This is a genomic window from Paraglaciecola sp. IT1134 (genome assembly GCF_058068185.1).
This window is the reverse complement of record NZ_CM176486.1, coordinates 4791994-4805410: the sequence shown is the minus strand read 5'-3', so window position 1 is coordinate 4805410 and position 13417 is coordinate 4791994. Positions and strand designations below refer to the sequence as shown.

Below are 13417 nucleotides of genomic sequence, written 5' to 3'. Positions count from 1 at the left end.
CTTCAATTCTTGTGCTGGGTTAAAGAATCAATAGGGTCAGAATCTGACGAATCCCCACGAAATATGATTAGAAAACAATAAGATAATTGAAAGTTAAATGGAACATTCATGGTGTTTGGTGATCAGATCTATCGCCAAACAAAAATAACCACGGGATTACACCATGAATGTAAAACAAATCTTATCAAAATGTTTAACTCATATCACTCCAACAATGCACAAAGTTCGTCGATTAAGTTTGTTTGCCGCCATTGAAAGCACCCTTAATGGCGGCACGTTATCCGTTACCGGACTTGGTCGAAATATTGATAATAAGGCGCTTGAAAAACATCGTATAAAACGAGTTGACCGTTTGTGTAGTAATGTTCATTTACAACAAGAAATATCATCGGTTTATCATCGAATGTGTGCTCAACTTATCCATACCACTAAACGACCGATTATACATGTTGATTGGTCAGATATGGATGATCGTAAGCAACACTTTATTATTCGAGCCTCACTGGCCACGCAAGGGCGTTCATTAACGCTTTACGAAGAAATCCATCCATTAGATATGAAAGAAAAACCTAAAACTCATCTTCTATTTATGCAACAGCTAAAGGCTATGTTACCCGAGGACTGCCACCCTATTATTGTCACCGACGCTGGCTTTCGGATCCCCTGGTTTAAACTTGTTGAATCACTGGGCTGGGACTTCGTTGGACGAGTACGAAATAAAACACATTGCAAAAAGCTGCAAGATGACGAGTGGGCTCCAGTGAAATCACTTTATCAATTGGGCACTTTACGGCCGAAAGATTTAGGGATATATCAACAAGGAGAGAAAATTGCTTTTAAGTCGAGAATGATCATCGTCTGGCGTAAATCTAAAGGGCGAAAAGATAAAACCGCCACAGGTGAGCGCGCCAGAAGAAGTAAAAAATCCAGAGCGTGTGCTGAGCGAGAAAAGGAGCCCTGGCTATTAGCCACCTCTTTGAATAAAACGAAGAACTTATCAAAAAAAGCAGTCAAAATTTATGCGACAAGAATGCAAATAGAAGAAAGCTTTCGCGATCTAAAAACAGGGCTGAAAATGAATAATAGTGGCTCTCGGCGTTCCCCTCGATTACAAGTGTTATTGCTAATTGCATTGGTTTCACAATACTTACTAATTTTACTGGGTTTAGCAGTGAAGTCGGCAGAATATCACTATCGTTACCAGGCCAATTCGATTAAAAACCGCAACGTATTATCAAATCAATTTATTGGATTACGGGCATATAAAGATAAGCAACTTGTTTTATTAAAAAAACATTGGGAAGCCGCAATAGCTCAGTTAAATTCATTAATCGCGGAGCCACAAGCGTGTTATTGAATTTCGTGGGGATCCCTCAGACTCTGACCCCTTTGATTTTAATTGGTCATCCATCGCCAAGTACTGGAGCTTTTGCTGTGTTGCTATTTGTTTGACCAAGGTTGTTTTGCCCGCTTGACGAGGGCCTGCAAGTAAGGTGACAGGCGTATCTTTCTGTGACTCAAGGAGGCGTAGTTTCGTAGTTTGATAAGTCGAGAGTACAAATCCATTTAATCCATAATGATAGGTTACGTTAATTTCGGACTGCGATACCGTATAATTCGGAAGTTACATACGTATATTTCGGAATGTATGGTCAAGAATTTCGGGTTTTTTAAGTGCTTTACCTTCATAAAATTGATGATAAATATGACGATATGATTTTAGTGCGTTCAAATAGAAGGTGTATCAAAAAAATACAAGCGCGTAACGAAACGATACCCCAACTTATATCCCATAAAAAATCCAAACTTGCTGATATTAGGAAAAATTCTTACAAAATCATAAAACAAAAAAAGCCCGCAAACTTCGTGAACTGCGGGCTTTTGTGCAATCTAATGCAATTACATCATGCCGCCCATATCAGGGTTAAGTTATTGTTATTAAATGAATGCTTGGGTGGGAGTCGTATCAATACCCCACTTTATACCCCTACCGGTTATCGTTAAACTTTTTACATCGTCTACATCATTACCTAGTTACCATCTTGAGTCATGAGTTTCATCAGTTTTGGGTGAACGAATAGCTTTTCTTTCCCAGATGAAATCTCTTGTAATATACCAATATCTGCCAGTTGTTTTAGGTACACCGAGGCTGTTTGTCGTTTCGCAATGTTTTTGTCAACCAAGTTACTGATACGACAGTAAGGTTGTTCAAAGATAAGTTGTACAAGTTCATAGCTATAGATTTTAGGTAATTTTTCGCGAATAAAATCAGTCGTTTCATCCATCAATACTCTAATGGCTGAGATTTTATTGCAAGTCCAAGCGGCTGTTTGCTCAACACCCCTTAACATAAATAGTAACCACTGTTCCCAGTTTTGATCACTAGTGACTTCATTCAGAAACCGATAATAATCTTGTTTATTCTGAACAATGAAACGACTAAGGTAGAGAATAGGGAGTGTCAGCAAATCTTGTTCTATCAGATATAAAACATTCAAAATGCGACCAGTGCGACCATTACCGTCATAAAACGGATGGATAGCCTCAAATTGATAGTGGCTTACCGCCATTTTTATGAGTGGGTCAAACCCATCATCTTGATGTAAAAATCGCTCCCAGTTTGTCAGCAAATCTTTAATTACTGTTTCGCCCGATGGTGGCGTATAAATAATTACTCCTGTCGTTTGATTTCCTATTACAGTGCCTGAAAATTTACGAACTTCCATCTCGATGTGCTTGAGAGTGCTGCATATTTCAATCGCTGTAGAGCTACATAAAGGCCTACTTTTTAATTGAACGAAACCTTGGTATAACGCAGTTCTATAGCGTAAGGCTTCTTTAGTCGCGTTGTCCGCCCCATTATCTTCCTGTGCATACTGAAATAATCTATCGGTTGTTGTAACAATATTTTCTATTTCGGAACTATCTTTAGCTTCCAACAAAGGTAGTAAGTTGACTAACATACTTTGATTAGGTATCAACGCTCCCGCTTGTTTTAGTGCGGCTAAGGCTGCACGAGCGGAAATACAAGCCTTCAGTACGGTTATAGTCTCGAGCTTATCAAGATCGGGTGGCAACAATGGCAATTGGTTGTAAGGTTGATCGGCTTGCCAACTCATGTACACATTCCTTAATAATTTCGACACATAGTATTTACAAAGTAGTTTACGTCGATCCCATCGACACAACAAGCTTACGTGTCGATTTTATGGTGTTTTATCGACACAAGCCCAATCAAAAGGGACTGAGATATTGAAATAGGATATACAAAGACATCAGCCACGATAAAAATAATTGTTGGATAGAATCATTCACGATGCTCTGTGCCTTTGATTTTCCTAGCAGCGGAGCTGTGTTTTTATTCTCGACTCATCACTCCCCGAGCAGCGCAGATTAAAGCAGGTTAATTCGGTCACCGCGTGATTCATGGATGAAAATTAAGGGATACCCGCGCCGGGAGCGCGTAATCACGACCTGTTTTAATCGAGAGGCGCAGGATTAGGAGGAATGCTGGAGAGTGGCTTCTTTCTTAGCTGTTGAAGAAAGAGTAACTGGTGCGGCAAGGATGACGTAAGCGCAGCGCATGCTTGGTGCACGAAGTGCATGCCCCGTCACGAAATGATGCCTTATGCGCAACGCACATCCTTAACTAGTCGCAGACCATATGTGCACTAAGTGCATAGCCGTCCCACAGGTAACCGTTCACCGGACAGGTATTGACATAAAAAAAATATTTATTTTGCATGATCCCGATGATCCTATTGCGCGATCCCGCCCATGTGGCATGGTGTCAACATGACACGCAAAAAATCCCGTCCAGCCGCCCCTAAAGTCGACACGCTTGAACAAGCCAATGCGCTTATTCAATCGTTATGGGATAGGCTCAATGACATTGAAGACAGGCTGAAACAATCCAGTCGCAACTCGTCTCGCCCGCCTTCTTCCGATGGCCCAGCGGCTGTAGATCGCCCGCGTAAAACTAGCGGCAAACCGCGAGGCGCCCAGCCGGGGCATAAGGGCAGCAATCGCGCGCGAGTAGATGAGGTGGATGTGACACTGTCATATTATCCTCCCGGCGAATGTGCATGCGGGGGGAAAGTGGTATCCAATGCCACGCCTTATTATCGTCATCAGGTGTTTGATATCCCTCAACAAGCCTACAACGTGACGGAGCACCCGCTTTATCAAGGTAGCTGTTGCCGCTGTGGGGAGGCTGTTCAGGCGACGTTGCCCGAAACCGTCAACAATGGTCAGATGGGGGCCAACATGTTGGCCTTTATCGCCTTACAGGCCGGGCAGTTCCATCAGAGTATCAGCCAAATCCAGCAACAGTTGCAGTAGAACTTCGGGGTGTACTTTAGCCGAGGTGCCATATCTGAAGCCCAAGGCAAGGTCAGCGCGATGCTCACGCCCGTTCATCAGCAGATCAAACAGCTAGTCCAGGATCCTACCGTTATCCACGCTGACGACAAATGCTTCGGGAAAGCATTTGAACCGCTTCAGCGTGCCGTGAAACGGTGAGCCTCAGGGATGAGGTGAGTAAACCCGGCACAAGCGTGAGAACGAAAACCGCTGGATGTGGCTGGCCTGCACCGATGAATTATCCTGTTTTATGATCCACTATTCCCGGGCGCAACATGCCGCCAGGGCATTATTAGGCGACGTCACCGAAGCCGTGATCGTTACCGATCAATATGCGGGCTACCATATCTCCCCCCATCTCAGCGGCAATTTTGCTGGGCCCATATTTTACGTAATGTGGGGGCAATAGCAGATAGTTGGGGGCCGAATAAACCCATAGGGCAGCGATTAGAAACCTTGATCCATCTTATCTTTCGTACCCGCCACCGATTTGAGCGAGGGGATCTATCGCCTTATTTGTATCAAAAGCGTATGGGTAAACTACGCAAACGTTGGCAAGCCACCCTGGAACATGCCACCGAAGCTTGTGTTACCCCGCGGTATCGAAACCGCTGCGGATTATTGCTCAAACACGATGAAAGCTGTTGGACATTTCTGACGGATAAGGATATTCCCCTGACCAACAACGAGGCAGAGCGCTCCTTGCGCAGCTATGTACTGTGGCGCAAAGGCAGTTATGGCGTGTACTCACACCGGGGCGAGCAATTTCGGCAACGCATTCTCACCATTGTCGAAAGCTGCCGCAAGCTGGGGGCCAATCCTCTGGACTGGCTAAGGCAAATCGTCCACGCCGTGATCACTCGCTCGGAATATCCGGCACTCCCTGAACTAACGGCCTTAAGTCAATAGCTCCCCGGTGAACGGTTACCATTGCCGCTTCTAGAGCGTTCGAGTAAATGAGGAAGATTCAATGAGTCACACGTCAATGAAAATGCGACAACAGCTTTAAACCAATCTCCTTTATCAAAGTCGGCAGCAAGAATAAACGTTGAATTATCATTCAATAGTGGATATATGCCGATGGTTTGAATACCTTTCAAATGACCATAGACGGCTTGATGATCAGGTACCTTAAATCTCTGGTTATTACATTCAGTGCAGCTAATCTTTGGTTTGTTGCAAATTTTTGGTTGCCATTCATTCCAGCAAGCAAGTAAATAACCACTTCGACCGTTTTTTGATTCCCATCTAAATGGGTAAACATCATTACGACCCTTAAAATAGGATAGAAAAAGCTCAATTTTAGATTCAGGGGAGGCGTACAGATTAAAATTTTGAGCTAATTCAGCTTCATGCTGTGTTATTAACGCTTGCCGTTCACTAAGTAACGTAAGTCGCTCTTCATTTATTAATTGAAGACGAGCATCTAACTTCTCAAGCTTATTAATATGACTTTCAGACATGCTTTTAATCTTACCAAAATACAATTAGAAATGTTTTGATGGATCCATACGCTGATGAAGAATACGGGCAACGTCAATACCACTTTCACTAATTTGATAAAAGACAATATGCTTCTCTACTGGAAAGCTTTTAGCACCGTTAAAAACATCACTTCTTTGTCTACCAAAATCAGGGTATTGAGCAAGTTTCATTAATGCGGCATCAATAGTTTGAGCATACACCTTTGCTTGTGTGCTCCCCAAAGATTCAATAGTTGTTGAAATTATTTTGAATAAATCTTCTTCAGCTAAAGGAGGTAGTCTATAGCTCGGCATTGCTACTCTTGCTTACAAACTTGCTACCTGCCGAAAGAGAAGCTTTTTCATATATATCCATCACACTGTGCTTTGATGATTCGCCCGCAGCTAGCTGTTCAAAACCTTTCGCGACTTCTTCGCGCAATATTTCAAGTTGTTGGCTTTTCGCAACGTCTTTCTCAAATAATAGTCTCAACCCATCACGGATCACTTCACTTGCTGAGGTATATAAGCCATCAGAAACTTTTTCAGAGATCCTTCTTTCGAATTCTTTACCTAAAGTAATATTCATAATTTACTCTCCAGTCATATAAGTTCGTATTATGCGCATATTATGCGTGTATCTCAAGAGTGTTAATTTGAGGGCAATAAAAAAACCCGAATATTGCTATTCGGGCTCTTTAAATAAGTTTCAGCTTCTATGTAATAATCATTTCTGATTGATTACATCAAGCCGCCTTTACAGTGCATAACCATCTGTTTTCATTGCAATAGTTTTATGGGAACGATTACTGACACCCCACTTTTCCCCCAACCAATTAAACGTACTCATAAATCTTTTGAAATTTGATGCGTTAATATATTGATGATTGCTTTCATTGCAGGATCTTCCCCTGCAAAATATTGCCTAGAGGATAAACTCACTGGCACATGTGGCGCCACCCAAACTCTATGATCTTCAGCCTTAGATGCTTGGTGGAATTGTGTTGAGATAAGACCCCAAGTACCGCTGTAAGGGAGCTTAAACCAACCTGCCTCACCCAATGCATTGGGCCTTGAACCACTTGGCTCACCAACTAAAATAGGCTTAGTTAATTTATTAATATCAAGTAATAAATTATGTGCTGCTGAAAACGTATTTCTGCCGATAAGCACAAATATTTTTCCTTTTGGGTTTAATGTTTCAAATTGTACTAATGTTTTTAATAGAGGAGGATAAGTGCTGCCATTGCCACCAGCATTATGTCGCAGATCTAAAATAATATTTTCAACTTTAAGCTGCGAAATTTCTACTCTAAGTTCACTATTGAATTCTTCAAACGATTGCGCAGAGGCGTTGTTTACGTAGTTATATTGGATATAGAAAGCCGCCTGCTCTGGGATATGTTGATACCAATAACGTTCCTTAGCTCGCAGATTATGGATTGCATGGTTATTAGCTAATGCTGGCAATTTAGGAAAGCCATTAAACTCCATAGTCTTTAGTTTAGGCTTTACTTTCTGCACCCCACCTTTAACATCTTCAATAGTAAGAAAAATATCTTTAGTATCATTTACTATATTTAATCCTTTAAGTGCCTCGGCTAATCCTAAATAGTGCGGACCTAACCAAAGGTGTTGCATTTCATTGTCTCTAGCATTAACCATTTTAGTGTTAGCTAATGCTTCAGCTACTGCTGTATCTCCTATGCTAATAACTTTACTGCCAACTAAGTCTTGATAGTCCTTGTCTGCCCCTACAATGAAAAGGCCATCGCTAAATTGATAAAACTGTAACGGTAATTGATTGAAAGATCCCTTTTCGGCGTATGCTGGCACAATAAAGTTATGCCCGTTTCCTAATGAAGCAACGAGTTTCATAAACTCAAACACTATTTCCTGATCTGAAAGAGTTGGAATTTTATTACCAATATTGCTAACCATTTGTTCGAATTTTTCTTTACTGACTGAATGATAGATATTGATATGAAGTCGTTTTATTTCAGCCACCAGAAAGTCTAGGTCATACTGCCATGATTGAACTCTGTTTAGGTTTTTAGGAATAAAACTGCCAGATGCTTTTTGAAATGCTTTTGTGTTTGCGAGTTTTTTAAAATGAGCATTACTAATTAAATCTTTTCTACCGTCGTAACGTGCTTGTAATGATTTATTAATCCAAATGAGTGCATTATCTTCATCTCCAAGCTCTGAATAAGCTTCTGCAATATTAATCATAAGATCATTTGAAGGAGCAGAGCCTGTTGGAATGTCCGACAGTATTGTGCCTAAAGCCAATGTTCTTTTAAAAGCTACTATTGAGTTTTCCCATTGCGCTAATTGAAAATAAGTCAGTCCTAATAGGAACCAAGTATCACCATCATCGACGTATTGACTGGTCAAGGATTCAATAATAGGCCGAGCGGCTAGCCAATTTTCTTGTCGCACTAGTTTAAGTGCTTTTACTCGCTCTGCATAATATTCTGCTGGCACTGTTACTTTGCTAATAGTAGGAGATTGGCCTATGGCATTGTTTGTTATTTCACTTGCTTTATTCGTGGCAAAAGCTTGGGTGGAAAATATGCTCATTAATGTGATGATGAAATTATAAATAAATCGATTGGAATGCATTTCACTGCCTTTAGTAGAAATTAAAAATAAAATTTATCATGGTGTTTTTTGAGAAAAAATCGTCCGAAATCAGGATTTCAGACGTAAAAATGTCTTTTCGCACTCATTGAGGAGCTACACGGGCATAGTATTCTCACGAATAAACTGCGAAGGGGTTTTACCTAGTTCTTTTTTGAATACAGCATTGAAGGTAGATTTTGAATTGAATCCAGACGCAAAGGCAATGTCTAATAGGGACGTATGTTGACTGTCACAGGCTAAAAGTTTTTTCTTTACCTCTACTACTCTCAAGTTATTTATATAATCACAAAAATTTCGATTACTTGTTAAGTTAATTGCCCAGGAGATATCTTTTACATTAAACCCTGTTATGTCTGCTAATTCTGTCACGGTTAGACGTGGCTTTTTGAACATTTCATCTTGTAATATATAACTTTCAATATTGTTAAATATGCTATTTGCTAACGCTTTTTCTGCTTGTTTATCGTCGGTATCTTTATGTTCATCTAAATTTTCATAGGACGTCATGCCATCAAATAATAATGGCTGCCTAATTATTTTAAACGCTAAATAACAAGATAAACTAAAAAAGATGGCCTCACTCAGTAAATACCATAGCCCTTTAATGAAGTCTGGTGTGATAGTTTGCAGATTCATCCGGATGAGGTCAAACACAAGTGCAATAGTAAAAACCGTTAAGGCTTTTACCAACCAAGTTAATTTATACCTGTATGCATCAGCAGTGACGGCTTTAGAAGTAGCATGGTATCGAGCAATAAGATCAAATGATAATAGCAAGTATATAATTTGGCTTAAGGTACCCAAGGCAATAATATGTTGAGTATATTGAGTAAAAGGCAGCGCCAGAAACGCCAAAATAAAATGTGCTGCTTTGTGTTGTGCGCTTAAGGCAATATCATTTACCAGAGAACGAATAAAGAAGTACAGTATTGGCCCAATAACCAATGTGAATACAGGTGTGATTAGATAATATTGAGTAGTTGTATTGGTTCCTTCAAGTACATTCATTGTGCTAAGAAGCGCTTGAAACATTAAAAGTACTGCAAGACTGCGATAACGTTTTTGATTCCATATCACTAAAGCAATAAAGCTCATCAGACAGGCAAAAACAATTTGTAAAATATTAACAGGAAGTAACTCTATGCTTTGTAAAATCATAAAACGATAAATGCAATCAAAAAAAAACTGCCCTATTATAATGTAAATGAATCTTTATACCTTAATCTAAATTTTACCTTTGTGGTAAGTTAATGAAAGCCTTAAGGAATTTATGTTAAAACACTTTAATCTCAGTTTCATATCTAAGCATTGAGTGATTGGAGATGTTTAGAATATAACTAATGTCGATAATACGCACATTTATAAATAACTCATAAAAAAAGCCCGAATAACAATATTCGGGCTTTCGTTCAAATGATTAGAGCTATATGTAATAGATTTAAAAACCTATGTCGGGTAAGGAACAAGCATTGCTGCTTGTCCCTCCCCTAAGAACCGTACGTGCGAGTTTCCCCGCATACGGCTCAAGCCTTTATAAGTCAGTATCTAGATGCTGACCGGCAACTACCTAAACAGAGATTTTATAGACTCCTGAACCAATACGATAACTCCAGCCGAAACTAAAGCTCCTATTGATACTGAAGCAAATACATGCTGTTTAATGAACTTCGTAAGCTTGCCCGTAAATGATAACTCTTCACGTTCCCTTCTTAGCTTATCCAGTAGTAAAATACCGGAAGAGTTCAATGCCACATCCATGTAACCCCAACCATCGTCGGAGGAAACATCAATGGGAGTATGTATCAAATTTTCACGATTAAGCCTGTCGAAGCAGTCCTTGTTAACCAAGGTATTATTCGGAGGCCATTTGTCATGAAACTCTTTCAAATCTCCATCTTGAATTGCAGATAAAATTTTATATTCATTGCTGTACATAAGTCTTCCTTTGTAAAAGAATTAATAACAGCCCCTCGTATGAATTTAACTGCAACTCACCGAGAACGATGCTGTTGTTATGATCATAACGCAACTGGACAGACCAGTCAACTGGTCGTGCAGTTGCGTTTGAAAAACTCAAGCGATCGCGATCATATTTTACTGATTTGGATCATGGAAGTAACACATCATGTTTGCCGTGAGCCAGGCCCCAGTAGAAACGGAGTGTTATAACGCCATGTTCTTCTTGAGCCTTAACCCTAAAACCACACTTTTTGAAAGCATTGGCAGCCTCAACAAGAGCCGTTTTTGTGAGTTTAAACTTCTGGAACTCAACTCTCGCAGTCATCTCTCTTTGCTTATCAACTGCTTTGTTAATAGCTTTAAGAGATTCTGATGCGACATAACTACTATTCTGTGTACCAAAGCCACTCTTTCGTGCTGCTTCATCAGCATTCATGATTTTCATATAAATTTCCTAACCTCAATCAGATAAGACTAATAGCAATTATGCAACTGCCGATGACAATTAGGGTGCAACAACACTAAGTTACTCATTTCATTACCACCGCCTTTTACCCTTTCAACAACGTGATGGATATTCCACCCTGTCTCTTTGGTAATCAGTTGGTGGCAAATAACACAGCGTTTCCGCTGTCTGAGCCAAAGTGTTAGCAATTTATCCCGACCTTGCATTGAATTAACCCAAGTCCGCTCAAGGCGCTTCTCAAAATATTCTTCAAACGCTAAGTCATACGGGTTTGCTTCCGCCTTCAACTTAATATGTCGCTTTATCGGTGTGTCCATGGTGTATATCAACCTGTTTGTGTTGCCATCAGGCCGAATACCCGAAAACGTCCAATTTCGTGAGCCCGTTGATTTAAAATATTTTCCTTTAATCCAACGTTTGTGACGATTGTTATGTCGTCGTCGGCACCACTGCCATAGAAGTTTCCATACCCGATAATCCACGTAGTTATAGGTTTCCTTCGCCACAATGTGACGATGGTAGTTAGCCCATCCCCGAAGAACGGGGTTTAACTGACTAATCAATACTCCTGCCGTAACAGTCTTATTGCCTTTAACAATATCGCGGATTTTCCTTAGCAAATTACTTACGTTTTTACGGCTAGGTTTAATTAACATCTTCCCATCGTATTTACGTAAGTTTTGCCCAAGAAAATCAAACCCTTCGCTGATATGAGTAATCACCGTTTTTTCTGGCGATAGCGTTAACCCCCGTTCAGCCATAAAAGCTTCAACCAGTGGTTTAACTTCATTTTCCAATAGCTCTTTTGAGATACCAGTAATAATAAAGTCATCCGCATACCGCGTATAGTTAACCTTGGTCTTGTAGCTGGCTTTTGTATTTTTCTTCCCAAAATGGGATAGCAATACGTCCTCCAAACCATCAAGTGCCAAATTGGCTAACACAGGAGAAATAATCCCTCCTTGTGGTGTCCCCGCATCAGTGGGATTTAATCTACCGGATTCCATAAACCCCGCCTTCAACCATTTTCTAAGTACCTGTTTATCCAACATTACATTGGAAAGTAACCAGTCGTGGCTAATGTTATCGAAGCACCCCCTAATATCACCCTCAAGCACCCACTCCGAAGAGCTTTTACGGCTTAAATTGACAAAGCATTGCTCTATCGCATCAGCAGTTGAGCGCATGGGGCGAAAACCGTAACTATTCCAGTCTGCGGTAGTTTCCGACACAGGTTCAAGTGCCAACAGGTATAACGCCTGCATAGCTCTATCTAACATAGTCGGTATTCCTAAAGGGCGACGTTTACCGTTACTCTTTGGAATGTAAATCCGCCGCAATGGCTTAGGTTTATACCTAGACCGTTTTAACTGAAAAACAGCTAACCATTTTGTATTAGGTGTACTCCATAACTCCCCATCTACACCGGCAGTCCTTTTGCCTCGATTCTCAGTCACCCGTTTAACAGCCAAAGCTTTAGCTGCAAACGAGCGCACCAACATGCGTTGCAAAGCTTTCGCTTTCCGCCACTGTTGTTGCTTAGTTGCCTTCGCGATCCTCACCTGATGCCTTCTCACCTGCCTTTGAACAGCACACCAATTAATAGTATGCCACCCAGTTGGTGGGTGGGAGAACGCAGGTACATTGAACCTCTGTTCCGTACTCATCTTGCTTTCCTCCAATTACCGAGAAAGGAGAAAAGCTCCCCCCTAAAGGGGGCAGCTAATCCCCCTTGGGTTGATAAATGATGACTTAAAAGGTCAATACACGATTAAAGACCAGTTGGAAGTCTGCACCGTTTCCGGTCGAAGCAAAGTTAGAACTTCTATCACTGCCATTACAGCGGTGCATTCGCTTAGTCCAACATCCTATACCCGCTCATCCAACAGTATCTTTCGCAAGATACCTGCCTAAATTTTGATGAAATCAGGCGAACAATCGGACTTACCGAGTTCCAATTTAGTTACACGAACAACTTAGATTCTGTCTATCCACCGGTGGCTTAATAACGACGTATTCCCAGATGTAAAAGGAATAGCTAGCCACGTACCTTTTGGTCAAAGCGTATCAGCAAAAATTTCGCTCATTGCGGTTGACGGTGTTTAACAACAATTCACATATGTTAATCGTATTGTTCAGCCTAGCCCTCAATCCATTCATTGCTAATGAATTAAACATAACCCTCACAGGTGCAGTTCTGCAAAAACACAGAGGTACGTTGTCAGGAAGCTTCACACAAAATCGTTACCAATAATGCATTATCCCTAGGCTACTACTAGTCGCATAGCAGGTCTCACTAATAGAATTAATTATTCTATCGAGACAATAACTAAATCAGCTTACGTTACGTAGGCCATAGTCGTAATAGATGTAAAAGGGAGACTGTAGGGAGGAAATGACAATTGCCAGTTCCCCTTCTACAGCACCTAGATTGACGACACTAACTATCAGACTTATACGATTTCTCCAAGAAGCTATCTCTTCGTATAGGTCTTTACGAGATATCAAGTCGCAGATGGTT

At 40.8% G+C, this 13417-nt stretch carries 11 protein-coding genes and 1 pseudogene; 2 read left to right on the top strand and 10 right to left on the bottom strand.

What is annotated here, in order from left to right; all coding sequences use genetic code 11:
- The first annotated feature begins 163 nt into the window (after positions 1-163).
- On the top strand, positions 164-1357 hold the full coding sequence (locus AC3RV5_RS20850; protein ID WP_489728999.1) for an IS4 family transposase: 1194 nt from the start codon (positions 164-166) through the stop codon (positions 1355-1357).
- Here AC3RV5_RS20850 and AC3RV5_RS20845 read toward each other — a convergent pair.
- Together AC3RV5_RS20845 and fic are read right to left on the bottom strand one after the other, a co-directional pair.
- On the bottom strand, positions 1328-1456 hold the full coding sequence (locus AC3RV5_RS20845; RefSeq protein WP_489729487.1) for a hypothetical protein: 129 nt from the start codon (positions 1454-1456) through the stop codon (positions 1328-1330). The two genes, AC3RV5_RS20850 and AC3RV5_RS20845, sit on opposite strands and share 30 nt — an antisense overlap.
- Before the next feature lie 574 nt (positions 1457-2030).
- On the bottom strand, positions 2031-3119 hold the full coding sequence (gene fic / locus AC3RV5_RS20840) for a protein adenylyltransferase Fic (RefSeq protein ID WP_489729486.1): 1089 nt from the start codon (positions 3117-3119) through the stop codon (positions 2031-2033).
- A gap of 676 nt (positions 3120-3795) precedes the next feature.
- Here fic and tnpC point away from each other — a divergent pair.
- Positions 3796-5271: pseudogene (gene tnpC, locus AC3RV5_RS20835) on the top strand (IS66 family transposase).
- Here tnpC and AC3RV5_RS20830 read toward each other — a convergent pair.
- The 8 genes from AC3RV5_RS20830 to ltrA form a co-directional block, all read right to left on the bottom strand.
- Entirely contained in the window at positions 5265-5825 is a 561-nt protein-coding gene (locus AC3RV5_RS20830; protein WP_489729485.1) for a TOTE conflict system archaeo-eukaryotic primase domain-containing protein, read from the bottom strand. The pseudogene tnpC and the gene AC3RV5_RS20830 sit on opposite strands and share 7 nt — an antisense overlap.
- Before the next feature lie 24 nt (positions 5826-5849).
- Positions 5850-6140 (bottom strand): type II toxin-antitoxin system RelE/ParE family toxin, encoded by a 291-nt coding sequence (locus AC3RV5_RS20825; RefSeq protein WP_489729484.1) that lies wholly within the window; start codon positions 6138-6140, stop codon positions 5850-5852.
- On the bottom strand, positions 6127-6414 hold the full coding sequence (locus tag AC3RV5_RS20820; protein WP_489729483.1) for a type II toxin-antitoxin system ParD family antitoxin: 288 nt from the start codon (positions 6412-6414) through the stop codon (positions 6127-6129). The genes AC3RV5_RS20825 and AC3RV5_RS20820 overlap by 14 nt, the downstream gene beginning before the upstream one ends.
- Positions 6415-6671: 257 nt before the next feature.
- Entirely contained in the window at positions 6672-8450 is a 1779-nt protein-coding gene (locus AC3RV5_RS20815; RefSeq protein WP_489729482.1) for a TPR end-of-group domain-containing protein, read from the bottom strand.
- A 114-nt stretch (positions 8451-8564) separates the two neighbouring features.
- A complete protein-coding gene (locus AC3RV5_RS20810) occupies positions 8565-9629 on the bottom strand; it encodes a helix-turn-helix domain-containing protein (RefSeq protein ID WP_489729481.1) in 1065 nt (354 codons plus the stop codon).
- A gap of 405 nt (positions 9630-10034) precedes the next feature.
- On the bottom strand, positions 10035-10406 hold the full coding sequence (locus tag AC3RV5_RS20805) for a hypothetical protein (RefSeq protein WP_489729480.1): 372 nt from the start codon (positions 10404-10406) through the stop codon (positions 10035-10037).
- A gap of 172 nt (positions 10407-10578) precedes the next feature.
- A complete protein-coding gene (locus tag AC3RV5_RS20800) occupies positions 10579-10875 on the bottom strand; it encodes a hypothetical protein (protein ID WP_489729479.1) in 297 nt (98 codons plus the stop codon).
- A 29-nt stretch (positions 10876-10904) separates the two neighbouring features.
- Complete coding sequence (gene ltrA / locus AC3RV5_RS20795; protein ID WP_489729478.1) at positions 10905-12563, bottom strand: group II intron reverse transcriptase/maturase; 1659 nt, start codon at positions 12561-12563, stop codon at positions 10905-10907.
- Between the last annotated feature and the right edge of the window lie 854 nt (positions 12564-13417).